Here is a 16594-nt window from a genome sequence, read left to right on the forward strand (position 1 = left end):
TAAGTCCGACCGAGTCCGGCTGCACACGAGCGGCATGGCGCGGCCACGTTCGGCGCGCGAGCTTGCGTCGACCCATCCGTCGGATGTCGAGGTCCTGCCGGTGCGTGGAAGGCGAGCGAAGACGAGGCCGAAGGCAACTTCGAGGACTCGGTCGTGATCGCCGGTGGACAGCAACTCCGGTCGGAATCTGGCCGTCTCCGCGCCATCGAGCATCCGGACACCCGCCCAGTCGCGCGTCCTGACGAGACCAGCATCCATCGCCTTCCCTTTCGACCCGCCGAAATCGGTAGATACGCATTTCAACCAGGACCGGTACGATCAGGGAACAACGCAAACAGCCGACACGCGGATTTGCCCCTTATTTGCCCCCTAGCGCAGGCGGAGGCGACATGAGCAACGATGAGCACTCGAACATGACCGAACCGGCTGGTGTCCGACTTGCCCACGAGATCCGCCGACGCCGCACCGAGGCCCGACTCAGCCAGCCACAACTGGCTCGAATGATCGGCTACACCAGGCAGTACGTATCGCTGGCCGAACGCCCCAACCACAACCTCCCTTCAGCCGAGATAGTCAGAGCTCTCGATCAAGCCTTGGGAACCGAAGGTGCACTGATCGCACTGCGAGAAGAAGGAAGGAATGAACAAAAGCGACTTCGCCGACAATCTAGTCGAGCAGTCAACGAACAGCAGAAAATCCTACTAGAAGACCTTTCCGACGTTCGCTATGCAGACAGCCGCGCACGACTTGACTTTCACTCAGATGACACCTCCGCGCCAGTGCCGACGGGCGATGTGACGCTCTCCTGCGTGAGGACGACAACTGATTGGTCCGGATTGGCCAAGCTCATCGTTCCAGTCCAGCCTGAGCCTCTTCCTTCGGTGGTCGGCTTGACGGAAGTCGAGGAGGTGCGGGCCGCTGCACGGTCTTTCGAGGACTGGGACGCTCTCTACGGTGGAGGGCTGGTCCGCACGGCCGTCACCGCGCAACTGCGGTATTGCGCGGACCTGCTGGGCGCACGGTGCTCGGACAAGGTCCGCCCAGCCCTGTTCTCGGCCGTGGGGTACCTCGGTCACGTCACCGGGTTCATGGCTTTCGATGCCTACGCCCACGACGACGCGCGTCGCATGTTCCGCTTCGCCCTGGCGTGCGCCGAGGAGGCAGGGGACTGGCACCTGCGCGCCAAGGTGCTCTCCTCGATGGCACGCCAGGCGATCTGGTGCGGCGATCCCGACAGTGGGCTGACGTTCACCGAGTTGGCACTGGTGCGTGCCGATCGGTTGACCGCCACCGAGCGGGCCATGCTGCACACCGGTCGTGCCCGCGCGCTGGCCAAGCTCGCCAAGATGCAGGAGACGGCGAGCGCGGTCGGTGCCGCCGACGAGGAGTTCGGCCACAGCCGCCCGGACGACGATCCGCCGTGGATGCGGTACTACGACACCGCGCAACATGCCGGGGATACCGGGCACGCCTTGTGGGACACCGCCGTCCGAGGACACTTCTACGCAGAAGCCCGGGACAGGCTCGCCTCGGCGGTGACTGGACACGGTGACGAGTTCGCCCGTGCCCGTGCGATCAGCCAGACCAAGCTCGCCTCCCTGGTCATGGCCGTCGGAGATCCGGCGGAAGCCGCCGTGCTCGGTAGCCTGGCGCTGGACTGGGCGGGCACCGTGAAGTCACGACGCGCTGCGGATGACCTGCGCGATCTTCACCGCTTCGCGCTTGTGCATGACAACGTCACGGAGGTGGCCGAGTTGCGGCACCGCATCGGCACAGCGGTGGTCGGATGACCGACGCCCAACAGGAAACCAGCCGTGCGGCCCTCGATAGCGCCGCCGCGAAGGCGGGCTTGGACACGGCAGGCGCCGCGGTGATCCGGCTCGGGGAGAACGACCTCTACCGGCTGCCCGGATCCCTGGTGGCCAGGGTCGCGCGCGTCGGGCAAGACGTCGCGGCGGCCAAAGAGGTACAGGTAGCCCGGTGGCTTGAGGACGGCGGCGTGCCGGCCGTACGCGTGCTGCGGGAGGTGGAACAACCGGTCGTGGTCGAGGGCAGAGCCGTGACGTTTTGGCACGAACTGCCCCCGCACGAGCCCGGCTCCAGTGACGACGTGGCTGCCGTCCTGCACCGCTTTCACGCCCTTGCTCTGCCGGAGGACTTCGAACTGCCCGAACTGGACCCATTCGTGCGGCTCGCCGAACGCATCCAGGCCGCGTCCGTGCTGAGCGACGACGACCGGGCATGGATATTGAGGCGGCTGGTCGAACTCCAGAACGCCTACGACGCCCTGCCACCCGGCCTACCACGCGCGGTGGTCCACGGCGACGCCTGGGAAGGCAACGTGGTCCGTACTCGTGATGGCGACGTGGTGCTGCTGGACTTCGAGCGCTGCGCGCTCGGCCCACCGGAGTGGGACCTGGTCTCCACCGCCGTCTCGCACGTCACCACCGACTGGATGAACACCGCCGAATGGGCCGCCTACAGCAGGGCCTACGGCTTCGACGTCACCACTTGGGCCGGATTTGACATCCTGCGTGACATCCGCGAACTGCGCATGACCACCATGGCCATCCAAGTAGCAAGCACCAACCCGACACGCTATGCCGACCAGGCCGCACACCGACTCGCCTGCCTACGCGGTCAACACGGCTCGCGGCCGTGGAACGGCTGGCATGCGGTGCCATGACACTCACCTGCCACCGCTGAGACAATGCTGTACCCGAGTCATTCTTCGTCACCCCGAAGACCGAAATTAGTCGCCCAGCACCCCCAACCGGCAAGCACTATGAAATACATGGCGACCGATTCAAATAACTTCACTCGCCCCATACCGGATCTTCGACACAAGCGAAATGCGGCAAGTCTCCATTGAGCAGACGTGAGACTTACTGCAGCAGGATTTACCCGTCGGAGGGAAGAGCGGATCATTGACTTGGCGGATCTGCCTCAGAGCTTACTGATTGCCGGGCCCAGCCTCGAGCACTGAAGGCCGTAGCGGTGCGGTAGGCGTGGATGCCGGCAGCCGGGTAGTCGATGAGCCGGTCGGGCAAGGCGTCCAGGGAGAACCAGCGGACCGCGGAGCACTTGTCGGGTTCTCGGTTGGTCGGCGTCCCGGTCCAGTGGCGGGTTTCGAAGAAGAGGCCGAGGCGGGGTTCGGGACCGGAGCCGTTGACGTGCAAGGTGTGCACCAGGCGCAGGTCCGCGGGGTCGACGTGGACGCCGACTTCCTCCTTCGCCTCGCGGACAGCAGCATCGAGAACGGACTCTCCCGCGTCGAGCTTGCCTGAGGGCAGGTGCCGCAGGCCGTCGAAGAGCGGGTTGGTGTCGCGGCGGCGGGTAAGCAGAATGTCGTCGTCGCGGACGAGGAGGACGTGCACGTCGATCAGGTGTCGGTCAGCCATGGATCCTCGTCGGTTCTCACGCGGTCTGGAACCCGGCGCAGCTTACGAGGTATGTAACTATTCGGATGCGCCCGGTCGCCGACCGTGCGATCCGTGTCGGTCATGTCGCTGATCCAGACACGAACAGAAGGCGCTGAGCAGCGGTTACCAAGCGCGGTACCAGTTCGGTAAGCGGTTGGTACCCGCCTTACGGGCCGGTCCACACGACCGTTTGGGCGGAAGTCGGCGAAAAGATCTTGTCGGCGCGTGTCCCCCAACGGTCCTTATTCCGGAGTTAAAGGGTGTCATCGCACCCTCGACCACCTCCGGAGGGCCCCGTGCCTCGACACGACGCCGACACCCACCGCCTCCTGTACACCCCCGCTGAAGCGGCGGCCCTGCTGGCCCTCCGCGAGTCGTGGCTTCGACGCAAGGCAGGACGCCGGGAGATCCCGTGCACCTTCCTCGGCAAGCACCTGCGCTTCTCCAGCGACGACCTCACCTCGATCGCCCAGACAGGCGCCCGACCCGCACGCTCCACACGACCACCCGCCAGGCACACCAAGTCCTTTCGGAACTAACGAAAGTTCTTGTGCCGCAACGCTTGCATTACTCGACCGCAGGAGCGTTCATCCACCTGTCACACCGTGACCACCACACCACCACCGAACGAAGGAGCAGCACACATGGCCTGGGTGGAGCAGTCGGGAAACAACCACTGGCGCGTCCGGTTCCGCCGCGACGACGCCACCATCGGATCCATCCCCGGCTTCAGAAGCGAGAAAGCCGCCCAGGACCACGCCAACGACCTCGAATCCGACCAACGCCGCGGCACCTGGCTCGACCCCACCGGCGGACGCACCACCCTGGAGGAGTGGCTCACCGACTGGTGGGACGCCCTCGACGTCGACACCCGCACCGAGGACAACTACCGCAGCATCGTGCGAAACCACATCACGCCCCATTGGGGCGACACCGCCCTGGCCGACATCACCAACCTCAAAGTCCAAGCTTGGGCCAAGCAGCTGCGCGCCGGACACCTGTCACCGGTGACCGTCACCGGGTTCGTCAAGCTGCTCTCCCAGATCCTCACCGACGCCGCCGAGGACAAGCTCATCGTCGCCAACCCCATCCGGCCGCGACGACGCGGACGCCGCAACCACGCCGCCCGCATCCCCGAGAAAGTCTGGGCCGAGCCCACCGAGGTGCTGCGCATCGCCGACCAGGTCGCCGCCTTCTACGGACCCATCGGAGCAGTGCTCGTCGTCACCGCAGGCTGGACCGGCGCACGCTGGGGCGAGCTGACCGGCTTGCAACGCCATAACCTCCACCTCTTCGACGACGACACCGGCTTCCTCGTCATCGACCCCCAGAACGGCGCCCTGCACGAATCCGCCGGCGGCAAGCTCTGGCTCGGCCAGCCCAAGACCGACGCCTCCGCCCGCACCATCAGCCTCAACCCGTCACTCGTCCGACTCCTGCGGGCGCACCTGGACAACCACGTCCACCCGCACGTCTTCACCACCCCGGAAGGCGCGCTCCAGCGCCGCAGCAACTTCAGCAAACGCGCCCTGCGCCTCGCCGCCGACGGCAACCTCAACCAGCCCCGCGCCGTCCTCCGCCTCCAACCGATCAAGCCCGGCCTGACCTTCCACGGACTGCGCCACAGCCACAAGACCTGGATGATCGCCGACACCATCCCCGAGATCGCCCAATCACTCCGACTCGGCCACATCCTCAAAGACCCGGTCCAACGCACCTACTCCCACGTCGCCCCCGAAGTCACCACCCGCCTACTCCAGTGCCTGCAGGACCGCTGGGACAAAGCCGTCGTCGAAGTCGGTGACAGCTCCTGGCGCAGGATGGCGTAGCCGATGCGTGGTCTTCTCATCTATCACTTCTACGGCGACAACCACGCCGACGAGCCGGTCGTCATGCACTCCGAGGCCACCCTCGACGACGTCCTGATCGACATTCTGGCCACCCGCAGCCGCACCCGACCATGTTGTACGCCCAGACCCACCAACGGTCGGCCCGGCTGGGCTGCCCGCCCTTCAATTCACATCGCGCAGGCGGAAGCGACATGCGCGACGGACGAACACTCCGACATGATCGCCACCGGCCGCATCACGCCGACGCCCTCGGCCAAGCGGCAGTGGACGCACTCGCCTCCTTACTACGGCAAGCGCCGGATTCAGCATCAGCAGGGCCACCGCGCACACCGCTACCACGACGAGGCCGTCACCGTGCTCGCCGACCAGGCCCTGGACCCGCACGACGCCCTTCGACGCGCCGAGGACAAGGGACTGGGCCACGTGCTCCTCGACGGGAAGCCCTCTCCGCCGAACGCCTTCGCGAGAAGACCACCAGCGCGAAAGGGAGTCCTCAGTGACCGAGCAACGTTCGTGCGTGTCTTTCGAGCGGTTCGGCGAGGTCGGGGAACTCTCCGCCGCCGATTCGACGCGACAGCCGGGCGATGGTGTAGAGCTGCGCGAACCGACCCGCGTCCGTATCGAGGATGTCGGCGTAAACGTCGTGTACTCGCTGCGCGATCGTGGGCGTCAGGAGGCTGTAGCACAGCAGGGTCGCCGCGTCGGTGCCCGCGGGTCCGCGTCCCCACCATTCCCAGTCGAGCAGGCCGAACCGTGGACGCAGCAGGTTCGCCCAGTGGACATCGCCGTGGACGGTCTCCCATTCGGGCACGGTGGGGTCGACGGCGTCGCCGAAGCGTTGCACGATCCGGTCGGTGATCTTGTCCTGGCTGCTGTTGACGCGTGCGGTCGGTGTCGCCGCGACAGTGTTGGTGGTGCGGCGCAGCTCGGCCCACCACTCGTCGGGCAGTTCGACCGCGGTGCGCAGTGCGTCGGTGGGTGAGCAAGGTTGGCCAGGCATGCGGGTCATGAGTTCGGCGCGTTGCTGTCGCCATTCCTCCCACTCGACCACGTCCAGGACGCGCGGTTTGGCGAGGTCGGCGAGGACGTTCGCGTCGAGGTTGCCGGTCCAGAAGTCGCCGGAGATCCACTGCTTGTCCTCGGACACGACGCGCAGCCAGTACTCGGCGTCGCCCTTGCGGACGGGGGTGTTGATCGACCGGTCGTGCCAGCCGAGCAGCGGGTCCCCGGTTACGACCACGCCGAAGTGTTCGGCAGCGCGGTCGAGGTTGTCGCGCATCCACTGCCTGAACCGCGCGTCGGCTTCACTGGTGTCGACCGGCACCTCGCCCCCATTCACTGTTCGGTGACGTACCGCAGGTAGGCGGCCGGATTGTTCATGTACCGGCGCCAATGGTCGACCAGTGCGAGGTCTTCCCACTTCGTCCGACCGAACCCGTGGTCGCCCACTTCGACGATGTCGGCGCCCGGCGTGGCGGCCAGGACCGGCGAGTGCGTCGCGCAGATCACCTGCGCTCCCGATTCACCGAGGTCGTGCAGGAGGTTGACCAGCCGCAGGCAGGACGTGAACGACAGCGCCGCCTCGGGCTCGTCCATGAGGTAGAAGCCGGGTTCACGGAACATGGTCGCCAGCACGGTGAGGAAACCCTCGCCGTGGCTCATCTCGCTGGTGTCCTCTTCCCAGTAGCCGCGCATCCCGCTGACCGCTTCCATGAACCCGAACGCCGTCTCGGCCCGCAGGAAGTACCCCCGGCGCTTGGTCCGCGGCCCGCTCTTCTGCCGGGCACCCGCGGCCGTGGTCTCCCAGCGGAGCAGGTCACCCAGCACCGTTTTCGGCCGGTCGTTGACGTACTTGCGACCCGCTCGCCCGCCGCGCGCGTCCAGTCCCCACGCCTCGGCGAACGCCTCGACCAGGGTCGACTTCCCCGACCCGTTCTCCCCCACCAGGAAGGTGACCGACCGCTCGAAGACCATGCCTTCCTCGGCCATCTGCGCCACGCACGGCACGGTGAGCGGCCACGGACGTGAACCCGGAAGACCGGAGGGCAGCAGGTCGTCGGGGATGTACGCGCGGCGGGCAAGCATGGGCTGTCCTTGATCAGTACTCGGTCGGGACGCATTTCCCCTTGGGCGTGCAGTTGCCCCGCAGGGTTGCACGCCGGGCCACAACTCGGCCCACACTGCGGGTCGCACATGTTCGGCACACACGGCGACACCGGTCGTTGCGCGAACTGCTCGGCCAACGCCGCGCCCGTTGACGGCCGTTCGGGACCATTGCGGGGTCGGTACACCGGAGCCGGGCATCGGCAGCCGCTACGGCCGTCGAAAAGTCACCGGCAGAATCACCCGGCCGGGTCACCGAGACCTGGAGCACAGCGCTGACAACATTTCGTGCGGAACGACCGCCTGCTCCAGATTTGCTCCAGACCGACCACCGCAGTCCACAGTGGACGAGAAAGCAAGATCGCCCGCCACCTGCATTACCGCAGGTCAGCGGGCGATTCATGTGCTTTATTCGATTGTGGAGCTGAGGGGACTCGAACCCCTGACCCTCACACTGCCAGTGTGATGCGCTACCAGCTGCGCCACAGCCCCGTGCCTGCACGTTTCCCGGCGGTTGGGCCGCCGTTCTCGTGTGGCAATACCGTACAACACGGCACCCGCTGGGACGAAATCGGGGGGCACCCTACGGCATCCGGGCTGCTGAGCGGGGGTGTGGAGGGCTACTTGAGGAGGTTGGTCAGCCAGTCGCGGTCGTCCCACTGGACGATCTGGCCATCCCTCATGACGGTGGGGGTGCCTTCGAACTTGCCGGTCGCGCGCACGGCGTCCAGCTCGCCCTGCGCCGCCTGCTCGTGGGTGCCGCTCTCGACGCACTGCTTGAACGCGTCACCGGTGATGCCGAGGTCCGTGCCGAGCTTCACCAGCTCCTCCTTGGTGTGCCCCGGTCCGCCTTCCTCGGGCTGCCGGAGGAACAACGTCTCGTGGTACTCCCAGAACTTCTCCTCGTCGGCCGCGCACAACGCCGCGTTCGACGAATCACGCGAGTAGCCCTCGGGGTCGGAGAGCCGGTTCAGGTAAGGCAGGGCGTGGTAGCGGACCTTGAGCCTGCCCGCCTCGATCTCCTGCTTGATCTGCTCGCCGTACGCCTTCTTGAAGCTGCCGCACGCGGGGCAGAGGAAGTCCTCGTACAGGTCGATGGTGACCTTCGCGTCGTCCTTGCCGACGACGACCGCGCCACCCTCGCGGACGATCGGCGCCGACACGCCGGTGACCGCGGGCGGGTTGGCCAGTGAGTCGTCCGAACCCGAACCCGAGTCGGAGGACGACCAGATGACACCGCCGATCACGGCCACGGCGAGCACCACGACGACCACGACCCCGATGATGACCTTGGTCCGGTCTCCCGACGCACCACGCGCCGAGGCCACCGCCTTGGTCGCCCGCTGCTGCTGCTTCTTCTTCCGAGCGTTGCGCTCCGCGCCACCCACAGCACTGCCCTCCCGGTCAAAACCCGGCCCGCAGGCTATCGAGAGATGCTGAGCAGAACCTGAGCGCTCACGCGTCCGGTTGACGCGGACGACCCGACACGCGCTCGCCGACGGGCACCTCAGGGCCCTCGTCGAGGCACCCGGACTCCCCGGCCACCTCCGCCGCGACGTGCGTCTCGTCCTCCCGGGGCAGGGTCTCGGGCGAGAACAGCCAGAACACCAGCGCCACCGCCGCCATCGCACCCGTCAGGGTGAACGCCGCCTGGTACGAGAACTGGTCGACCAGCACGCCGGCGAGCAGCGGCCCGACGATGGCACCGCAGTCGGCGACCATCTGGAACGCCGCCAGCACCGGCCCGCCCTTGGCCTTCGTCCCGATCACGTCGGCCACGACGGCGTTCTGCGGCGGGTTGAGCAGACCGGCGCCGATGCCCGCCACCAGCGAGGCCACCATGAACATGGGCACGCCGACGCTGAACCCGAGCCACACCGTGCCCACCGCGGACACGGCGAGCCCGGCGATGGCGACCGGTTTGCGGCCGATCGTGTCGGACAGCTTCCCGGAGATCATCAGCACGGCGGCGTTGCCGGCCGCGAACACCGACAACGAGATGCCGGCGATGGCAGGCGTGCTGTGCAGGGCCTCCACCACGAACAGCGGCACCAACGAGATCCGCACGCCGAACACGGCCCAGCCGTTGGCGAACCCGGAGGCCAGCGCCGCCCGGTACGCCGACAGCCGCACGGCCGCGCGCACCGGCATCGACTCCTGCTCGACCGACTTGTCCAACGTCGCGGCGAGCGTGGACCGGCGCAGGAACCACCACACGAAGACCGCGGCCACGACGAGCGCCACCGCGTAGGTGACGAACGGCACCTGGATGGAGATCTCCACGAGCGCCGCGCCGACGATCGGGCCGCCGATGTTGCCGAGCAGGAACCCGGTCGCCCACAGCCCGGACGCCCGGCCGCGCATCGGCGCGGGTGTGATCCGGATCAGCAGCCCGACGGCGGCCACGGTGAACATGGTCGACCCGACGCCCGCGAACGACCGGAACACGATGAGCTGCCAGTACGCGGTGGCGAAGCCGCACGCGCCGGTGCCGAGGGCGACGATGAGGATGCCGACGATGTAGACCCACGTCTCGCCGAACCGGTTGACCAGTCGGCCGCTCATCGGCGCGAACAGGAGCCTGACCAGGGCGAACGAGCTGACCACGGCGGACACGGCGAACGTGCCGACGTCGAAGCTCTTGGCGTACGCGGGCAGGACGGGCGCCACGATGCCGAACCCGAGGGCGATGATGAAGCTCGCCACGACGAGCACCCACACCTCGCCGGGTAGCCGGGGTTTGACCTTCACGTCGGACCCGGTCCCCAGCACTGTGCGCCCCTTCCGATCTCCGTTAGCTGTGCTAAGGATATGCGGTACGGCAAGTAATTACTCAATCGAGCAGTTCGTCAACTCTGCGTGCATAGGCCGTTACGGGATAACAAACGTCGAAGCCGCACGCCTCCACGAACCGCTCCCCCGCACCGCCCTCGGCCACGTGCGAGGCCACCAGCAACGCGCCTGCCTCCCGCAACTCCGCCACCACGCCGTCGACCAACGCCTTGCCCAGGCCGCGACGACGACGGGCCGGCCGCACGACCGCGTGCTCGACCAACCCGACCCGGCGCTCGCCGAACCCGGACGCGAACCCGCCGATCCGGTCGCCGTCGTCCACCACGACGAACACGCACCGCGGGTCGTCCAGCCGCTGCCCGAGGTGCCGCAGCAGCCGCGGCCCGTCCACGCCCAGGTCGTCGGCCAGCAGTTCGGCGATGCCGGGCAGGTCCGTGTCCGACGCCGGCCGCACGAGCGGTGACCGCGGCGCCGAGCCCCGGTGCACGACGGCCAGCGACTCCTCCACCGCGTGCCACCCGGTGTCGTCGGCGATGCCCTCGATCTCGGCCACCGTGGTCGGCGACGCGTACAGCACGGCCTCGGCTCGGCCCACGTCGGCGAACGTCTGCTCCAGCCGCATCAACGTGCCCGCGACCTCGGCCGACGACCCGTACACGCCGCACGCGTGGTTGCCGCCGGGCAGCGGGTTGTCGCGGTTCACCACGACCTGGGCCACGCCGACGCGGCCGACCTTGCCGTACCGGACGGCGCCGGCGGCCAGCCGGGCGGTTTCCACCAGTCCGGCCAGGTCACGGGCCCGGTACGGGTCGAGCAGCTCGGGGTCGTCGGGATCGCGCAGCGGGTCAACCACGACGTCAGCCTCGCACGTCCCGGCCCTTCCACCGGGTTGTGCCGCGCAACGCCTGCCACGCCGCCTCCAGCGACATCGCGCCGAACGTGACGTAGGCCAGCGGCGCGAGCACGGCCGCCGACTGCCGCTGCCGCGACCGCCGCAGGAAGATCCACTCGGCGAGCGACTGCCCGACCCACGCCAGCAGCCCGAGCTTCGACCCGCGCAACGCCGTCACCACCGGCACGACCCCGTACGCGATGTGCGCGAGACCGGTCGACCCGAGTGACAGGAACGCGCTGGCCGGCCCTTTCGCGTACAGCGACGTGCCCGCGACCATGCTCTTGCGCATCGACGCCCAGGTGGCGCCGAACGTGTCCAGGCCCGTCGTGGTCAGCGAGTCCGCGCCGTCCACGTACCGCGTCCGGCCGCCGGTGTCGCGGACGAGCGTGGCGAAGCCGACGTCGTCCGCGCGCGACCCGGCGATCGCGGCCCAGCCGCCCGCCCGTTCGTACGCCGTGCGGCGGACCAGGATGCAGTGCCCGACGGCCAGCGCCATGCCGCGCCGCCCGTCCACGGTCGTCGTCTCGAACAGCAGCTGGTTCACCGGTGGCAGCAGGAGCCACCAGCCTGCGTTCGGCCTCGCGGCCCGCCCGGACGTGGACACCAGGTCGAGGTCGTCGCGCCGGGCGCCCGCGAGCAGCCTGCCGACCAGGTCGGGGGCGGCCTCGGTGTCGGCGTCCATGAACAGCAGCCAGTCGGTGTCGACGTCGGCGGTGCCGACGTGCAGCGCGTGCACCTTGCCCGCCCAGCCGGACGGCGGCCCGGAGCTGCTGACCAGCCGCACGCGCGGGTCCTCCGCGGCGTGCCGCCGCACGATGTCGGCGGTGCGGTCGGTCGACGCGTCGTCCACGACCACGATCCGCAGGTCCGCGTAGTCCTGTTTCCGCAGGCCGTTGAGGCACCGGTCGATCGCACGCTCCTCGTCGCGCGCGGGCACGACGACGGTGACGGGACCGGCGTCGACCTGCGCCGCGGGCAGCCGCTCGACCTCTTGCCACACCTTGATCGTCACGGCCGCGCGGGCCAGGGCCACCGTCGCGCCGAGGACACCCCATTTCCCCATGAGTCCACAGTGGCACAAGACTGGACGCCGTGGAGCTGCCGAACCTGCCGATCCGACCGCTGCTCGGCGACATCGCGGCCACGCTGACCGCGCACGGCTCGGCGGTGCTGGTCGCGCCACCGGGAACGGGCAAGACGACGTTGGTGCCGTTGGCGCTGGAGGGTCGCGTGGTCGTGGCCGAACCACGTCGGCTCGCCGCCCGTGCCGCCGCCGCGCGGATGGCGAGCCTGCTCGGCGAACCGGTCGGGCAGACGGTCGGCTACTCGGTGCGCGGCGACCGGAAGACGTCGAGGAACACCCGCATCGAGGTGGTCACCTCCGGCTTGCTGGTGCGGCGGCTGCAGCACGACCCCGAACTGGCGGGCGTCGGCACGGTGCTGCTGGACGAGTGCCACGAACGGCACCTGGACGCGGACCTGCTGCTGGCGTTGCTGCTCGACGCCCGCGCCGGGCTGCGGCCGGACCTGAAGCTGCTGGCCACGTCCGCGACCGTGGCGGCCGACCGGCTGGCCCAGCTGCTCGGCGACGCGCCGGTGATCCGGGTCGAGGCGCGGACCTTCCCGGTGGACATCGCCCACACCCCGCCGGCGCGCAAGGAACGGGTCGAGGCCACCGTCGCGCGGGCGATCCGCCAGGCGTTGTCCGAGGTGGACGGTGACGTGCTGGCGTTCCTGCCGGGCGTGGCGGAGATCCGGCGGTGCGCGGCGCTGCTCGGCGACGACGTGGACGTGCTGCCGCTGCACGGTCGCCTCGCCACCACCGCGCAGGACGACGCGTTGCGGCCGGGCGCCAGGCGCCGCGTCGTGCTGGCGACCGCGATCGCCGAGTCGAGCCTGACCGTGCCGGGTGTGCGTGCCGTCGTGGACTCGGGGCTGTCCAGAGTGCCGCGGGTCGACCACCGGCGCGGGTTGTCGGGCCTGGCGACGGTCCGGGTCAGCGCGGCGGTGGCCGACCAACGCGCGGGCCGGGCGGGACGCGAGGCGCCGGGCCGGGTCTACCGGTGCTGGCCCGCGCACGAGCACAGCACGTTGCCGCGCTACCCGGAGCCGGAGATCCGCACCGCCGACCTGACCCGGCTGGCCCTGGAACTGGCCTGCTGGGGCGTGCCGGACGGCGAAGGGCTCGGCTGGTGGGACGCGCCGCCGCAGGGCGCGCTGGACGCGGGCCGCTCGGTGCTGCGCGCGCTGGGCGCGTTGGACTCGAACGGCGCCACGGACCGCGGCCGCCGGATGGCCGACCTCGGCCTGCACCCCAGGCTGGCGCGGGCGTTGTTGGACGGCGCCGCGGCCGTGGGCGCGCGCCAGGCCGCCGAGGTGGTGGCACTGCTGGACGACGACCGGGCGAGCTCCGGGGTCGAGCTGTCGACCCGGGACGCCGACCCGCGCGAGGTCCGCCGCCTGGCCGCGATGGTCGAGGGCACGGGCCGCGGCGACCCGGCGCTGGTGGTCGCCCTCGCCTACCCGGAACGGTTGGCGCGCAGGCGTTCCCCCGGTTCACCGGTGTACCTGATGGCCGGCGGCACGGCGGTGGAACTGCCGCCGGGCAGCCGGCTGGACGACGCCGAGTGGCTCGCCGTGGCCATCGCCGACCGCGAGGCGGGACGTGCGCACGGCCGCATCCGGTTGGCCGCGCGGGCGGACGAGGAACTCGCCGTGACCGCCGCGGCGTCCCTGCTGTCGTTCGAGGACGACGTGCGGTGGGACGGCGACGTGGTGGCGAACCGGCTGCGCAAGCTGGGCGCGATCACGTTGTCCAGCAAGCCGTTGCACGACCGCGAGGCGATCCGGCGCGCGCTCCTGGCAGGCCTGCGCGCGGAGGGCGCCGGTCTCCTGCGCTGGGACGCGGACGGTTTGCGCACGCGTGAGCGGATGGCGTTCCTGCACCGCGTGCTCGGCGACCCGTGGCCGTCGGTGGACGACGAGGCGCTGCTCGCCGTGGTCGACGTGGGCGACGCGCGGCGCAAGGCGGACCTGGCCCGGATCAGCGGCGAGCAGGTCGCGCGCCGACTCCTGCCCTGGCCCGCCGCCGCGCGGTTCGACGAGCTCGCGCCGGACCGCTTGGAGGTGCCTTCGGGTTCCCGCATCCGGGTGGACTACTCGGGACCCGAACCGGTCCTGCCGGTGAAGGTCCAGGAGGTCTTCGGCTGGATCGACACGCCCCGCCTGGCCGACGGCCGCGTGCCGGTCGTCCTGCACCTGCTCTCCCCCGCCGGCCGCCCGACCGCCGTCACCGGCGACCTCGCGTCGTTCTGGCGCACGGGCTACCCCCGAGTCCGCTCCGAACTCCGCGGCCGCTACCCCAAGCACCGCTGGCCGGAGGACCCGCTGACCGCCCGCCCCGCCCGCCGCTAGCTACTTGACGGAACGCGTCAAGTACTTGACGATAGCCGTCAAGGAGGTGACGCGAGTGCTCAGCGAACAGATCGCCACGATCATCCGCACCCGGTTGCTCGACCCGTTGGAGATCCTCTTCGACGACGTCGGCGACCTGCCGGCCCGTGCCGACGAGGTGGCGCGGCGGATGGCCGCGACCATCCAAGGCGACGACGACGCGGCGGCCGTTCACGCCATCGCACGGCTCATCGGCGCGCTGTACCCCGGTGACGCGCCGTTCGACCCGCCCGCCGACTGGTGGCGCACGCCGCTCGGTCAGGTCGTCGCCCGTCGGATGGGCCACCCGGCCGCACGAGCGGTGTCGTACTCGGTGGCCGGCGCGATGCTCGGCGTCACCAAGCAGGGCGTCCACGACCTCGTGCGACGCGGGAAGTTGGAGCGGGACTCGGACGGCGGCGGCGTGACCGTCGCCTCGGTGAGAGCGAGGTTGGGCGCATGAAGGTACTCGCGCTGCACGGCGCGGGCGGTTCACCGGCCGACTGGGATCCGGTCGTCACGGCCCTGGACGGCAGCCACGACGTCGTCCCGCTGTCGTTGACCGGCCCGTGGGACTGGGAGTCGGTCCTGGACCGGATCGAGCCGCACGCCACCGACAACCCGGCCGTGCTGGGCATGTCCATGGGCGGCATGGTCGCCGCGCTGTGGGGTCGACGGCACCCGGAGTGCCCGGCGGTGATCAGCATCGACGGCCACGGCGTGCCGACCCAGCCGCAGCGCTACCTCGACCCGGCCGCCGTCGCACCGGAGATCGAAGCGCTGCGCGAGGCGTTCCGGGGCTACGGCCAACCCGAACTCCAACAGGCACTGGAAGACCTGGACTGCTTCGAGGTGTTCCGCGACCTGCGCTGCCCCATGCTGCTGGCCCTGGCCACCAAGCCGATGCCGGGCCACCCCTTGTTCGAGCAGTACCAGGAAGGCCTGGCCCGGGACGTGCCGACGCTGCCACCGAACATCGAGGTGACACGCGTCGACGCGACCCACGCCATGGCCTCCGACGACCCGCTCATGGTCGCCGCCCTGATCAAGGACTACCTGGACGGCCGCTAGCCGGCGGCCACGATCTCCAGTTCGACCAACCACTCCGGCGACAGGGTCTGCACCACGATCGCCGTCGTGGGGATCACCCGCCCGCCCAACGCCCGGGTGCGCGCCGCGGCGTTCGCCTGGGCGTAGTCGACGTCCCGCAGGTAGCTGGTCAACCGCACGACGTTGTCCACGGTCATGTCCGCCGCCGCCAGGATGGCCCGCAGGTTGTCCCACAACAGCGTCAGCTGCTCGTCCAAAGTGGCGCCGGCCACGCCTGCCGGGTCGAGCCCCATCGTCCCGGACACGAACAGCAACCGCTGGGCCCCACTCACCTCGATCGCGTGCGCGTAGTCCGCCGTGGGCGCGTATGCCCCGTCAACCGCCGTGTGCGTCACAGTCTCCACCCCGCGACACAACCACAGCCCGCAACCACATTTCCGCCCATGGCCCACCTGACCCAGCCACCGACCCAACGAGGTGCCCGACACCCTCGACCACCTACGGATGGGGGCCAAAGCGAGGTACCCGACACCCTCGGCCACCTACGGATGGGGGTCCGGGGGCGAAGCCCGCCGGGCGGGGTCCGGGGGTCGCACCCCCGGAGAAAATCCGGAGCGAGGTGGTCCGCGCGTTCCGCGGACACACCTCGCCCGAGTGGAGGTGCCGGGAATCGAACCCGGGTCCTCTGCCGCATCATCAAGGCTTCTCCGTGCGCAGTCCGCTACATCTCTACTCGGCCCCGGTGATCACGCGGACAAGTCACCGTGATGAGCCCAGCCACTGTGGGTGTCCCGACCGTCCCCCGTGGCCGGGGACGGCGGTGAGCCTCCTAGCTGATGCCGGCGACCGGAGCGGAGGCGCCTCCGGGCCGACAGCGTCGCTCCTAGCCTCAGGCGGCGAGGGCGAACGCGCGCTGGTCGTTAGACTCGGCGCTTATTGGTTTGCGATGACGCTTACGGTGGTCTCTCGCCTGCACCGGCACGCTTCCCTTGAATCAACGCACAAAGTCGAAACCGTTCACCCCCGTGTCGTGGGTCTTGCTCCGCACA

General features: G+C 69.5%; 16 protein-coding genes, 1 tRNA gene and 1 other RNA gene. 7 read left to right on the forward strand and 11 right to left on the reverse strand.

Annotation, left to right across the window (positions count from 1 at the left end; all coding sequences use genetic code 11):
- Positions 1 to 389 precede the first annotated feature (389 nt).
- Both ADK67_RS49045 and ADK67_RS16790 read left to right on the forward strand, forming a co-directional pair.
- Positions 390 to 1790, forward strand: coding sequence for a helix-turn-helix transcriptional regulator (locus ADK67_RS49045; RefSeq protein ID WP_082403532.1), 1401 nt, complete (start codon positions 390 to 392; stop codon positions 1788 to 1790).
- Complete coding sequence (locus tag ADK67_RS16790; RefSeq protein ID WP_053717374.1) at positions 1787 to 2686, forward strand: phosphotransferase family protein; 900 nt, start codon at positions 1787 to 1789, stop codon at positions 2684 to 2686. The genes ADK67_RS49045 and ADK67_RS16790 overlap by 4 nt, the downstream gene beginning before the upstream one ends.
- A gap of 238 nt (positions 2687 to 2924) precedes the next feature.
- Here ADK67_RS16790 and ADK67_RS16795 read toward each other — a convergent pair whose 3' ends face one another.
- Positions 2925 to 3401 carry an NUDIX hydrolase gene (locus ADK67_RS16795; protein WP_053717375.1) on the reverse strand — a complete coding sequence of 159 codons (477 nt, stop codon included), beginning with the start codon at positions 3399 to 3401 and terminating at the stop codon, positions 2925 to 2927.
- 317 nt (positions 3402 to 3718) lie between these two features.
- Between ADK67_RS16795 and ADK67_RS49050 the strand changes: the two genes are divergently transcribed.
- Both ADK67_RS49050 and ADK67_RS16800 read left to right on the forward strand, forming a co-directional pair.
- Complete coding sequence (locus ADK67_RS49050; protein ID WP_231648217.1) at positions 3719 to 3961, forward strand: helix-turn-helix domain-containing protein; 243 nt, start codon at positions 3719 to 3721, stop codon at positions 3959 to 3961.
- A gap of 105 nt (positions 3962 to 4066) precedes the next feature.
- A complete protein-coding gene (locus ADK67_RS16800; protein WP_053717376.1) occupies positions 4067 to 5251 on the forward strand; it encodes a tyrosine-type recombinase/integrase in 1185 nt (394 codons plus the stop codon).
- 183 nt (positions 5252 to 5434) lie between these two features.
- On the opposite strand, the gene ADK67_RS50970 is transcribed toward ADK67_RS16800, so the two are convergent.
- The 8 genes from ADK67_RS50970 to ADK67_RS16835 all read right to left on the reverse strand — a co-directional run bounded on the left by ADK67_RS50970 (position 5435) and on the right by ADK67_RS16835 (position 12126).
- Positions 5435 to 5695 (reverse strand): hypothetical protein, encoded by a 261-nt coding sequence (locus tag ADK67_RS50970; RefSeq protein ID WP_157620470.1) that lies wholly within the window; start codon positions 5693 to 5695, stop codon positions 5435 to 5437.
- Between the two features lie 70 nt (positions 5696 to 5765).
- Entirely contained in the window at positions 5766 to 6551 is a 786-nt protein-coding gene (locus tag ADK67_RS16805) for an aminoglycoside phosphotransferase (RefSeq protein ID WP_053717425.1), read from the reverse strand.
- A gap of 56 nt (positions 6552 to 6607) precedes the next feature.
- A complete protein-coding gene (locus ADK67_RS16810; protein ID WP_053717377.1) occupies positions 6608 to 7357 on the reverse strand; it encodes an AAA family ATPase in 750 nt (249 codons plus the stop codon).
- A gap of 437 nt (positions 7358 to 7794) precedes the next feature.
- Positions 7795 to 7867 (reverse strand) — tRNA-Ala (locus ADK67_RS16815).
- Positions 7868 to 7995: 128 nt separating this feature from the next.
- On the reverse strand, positions 7996 to 8763 hold the full coding sequence (locus tag ADK67_RS16820; RefSeq protein WP_053717378.1) for a DsbA family protein: 768 nt from the start codon (positions 8761 to 8763) through the stop codon (positions 7996 to 7998).
- Between the two features lie 67 nt (positions 8764 to 8830).
- Positions 8831 to 10147, reverse strand: a complete 1317-nt coding sequence (locus tag ADK67_RS16825) for an MFS transporter (protein WP_053717379.1) — start codon at positions 10145 to 10147, stop codon at positions 8831 to 8833.
- A gap of 61 nt (positions 10148 to 10208) precedes the next feature.
- Positions 10209 to 11021, reverse strand: coding sequence for a GNAT family N-acetyltransferase (locus ADK67_RS16830; RefSeq protein WP_053717380.1), 813 nt, complete (start codon positions 11019 to 11021; stop codon positions 10209 to 10211).
- 4 nt (positions 11022 to 11025) lie between these two features.
- The gene (locus ADK67_RS16835) at positions 11026 to 12126 is read right to left on the reverse strand and encodes a glycosyltransferase (RefSeq protein ID WP_082403533.1); all 1101 of its coding nucleotides are present in this window, start codon (positions 12124 to 12126) and stop codon (positions 11026 to 11028) included.
- A gap of 29 nt (positions 12127 to 12155) precedes the next feature.
- Here ADK67_RS16835 and hrpB point away from each other — a divergent pair, with 29 nt between their 5' ends.
- From hrpB to ADK67_RS16850, 3 genes are read left to right on the forward strand one after another with little or no spacing between them, the layout of a single operon-like run.
- The gene (gene hrpB, locus ADK67_RS16840; RefSeq protein WP_053717382.1) at positions 12156 to 14477 is read left to right on the forward strand and encodes an ATP-dependent helicase HrpB; all 2322 of its coding nucleotides are present in this window, start codon (positions 12156 to 12158) and stop codon (positions 14475 to 14477) included.
- Positions 14478 to 14532: 55 nt separating this feature from the next.
- A complete protein-coding gene (locus tag ADK67_RS16845) occupies positions 14533 to 14958 on the forward strand; it encodes a hypothetical protein (protein ID WP_231648218.1) in 426 nt (141 codons plus the stop codon).
- The gene (locus tag ADK67_RS16850; protein WP_053717383.1) at positions 14955 to 15566 is read left to right on the forward strand and encodes an alpha/beta fold hydrolase; all 612 of its coding nucleotides are present in this window, start codon (positions 14955 to 14957) and stop codon (positions 15564 to 15566) included. Before ADK67_RS16845 ends, ADK67_RS16850 begins: the two co-directional genes overlap by 4 nt.
- Here ADK67_RS16850 and ADK67_RS16855 read toward each other — a convergent pair.
- Together ADK67_RS16855 and ssrA are read right to left on the reverse strand one after the other, a co-directional pair.
- Positions 15563 to 15940 (reverse strand): RidA family protein, encoded by a 378-nt coding sequence (locus tag ADK67_RS16855; RefSeq protein WP_231648219.1) that lies wholly within the window; start codon positions 15938 to 15940, stop codon positions 15563 to 15565. The genes ADK67_RS16850 and ADK67_RS16855 overlap by 4 nt on opposite strands.
- 257 nt (positions 15941 to 16197) lie before the next feature.
- Positions 16198 to 16570, reverse strand: a transfer-messenger RNA (tmRNA) gene (gene ssrA, locus ADK67_RS48230).
- Positions 16571 to 16594 lie beyond the last annotated feature (24 nt).

The organism is Saccharothrix sp. NRRL B-16348 (genome assembly GCF_001280085.1).
In the GTDB taxonomy this organism is placed as follows: Bacteria; Actinomycetota; Actinomycetes; order Mycobacteriales; family Pseudonocardiaceae; genus Actinosynnema.